Below are 431 nucleotides of genomic sequence, written 5' to 3' on the forward strand. Positions count from 1 at the left end.
CGCCACTTTCGTGAAGTCCGTTTCGGTATCCGTAAAGCCGATGAACGGATAGAAATCGAACGAGCGCGACGGCACCGTGCCGATCGTGAACCCCGGGAACAGTTCGAGCCCCGGAAACGCGATCGTCGCGCCCGGAATCCCGCCGCCCACGACACCCATCCCGACGAACAGCATCGGCGGATCCGCGCGATTGATCGTGACCGAGTACGCGCCGTCACTCGTCGCGCCGTTGTCGAGCACGAACGCGCAGCGATTCTGCTCGGCGGTCGGCAGCCCGGTCGCGTTGTGGAACGTGCCGCTGATCGTGAGGCCCGCGCGCGTGTTGTTGATTTGCCCCGCCGAGGTCGGCACCGACGATGCGATGAACTGCATCTGGTAAGTCTTCTTCGCCGTGTCGAACTTGACCTTCACGTATTCGCCGCTGCCTGAGC

1 protein-coding gene is annotated in these 431 nt (G+C 63.6%); it reads right to left on the bottom strand.

What is annotated here, in order from left to right; all coding sequences use genetic code 11:
• On the bottom strand, positions 1 to 431 hold a 431-nt coding region (locus J5M71_RS28825), incomplete at both ends, for a DUF2957 domain-containing protein (RefSeq protein ID WP_207839095.1).

The sequence above is a fragment of the Pseudomonas sp. 43(2021) genome, assembly GCF_017490805.1.
Lineage (GTDB): Bacteria > Pseudomonadota > Gammaproteobacteria > Pseudomonadales > Pseudomonadaceae > Aquipseudomonas.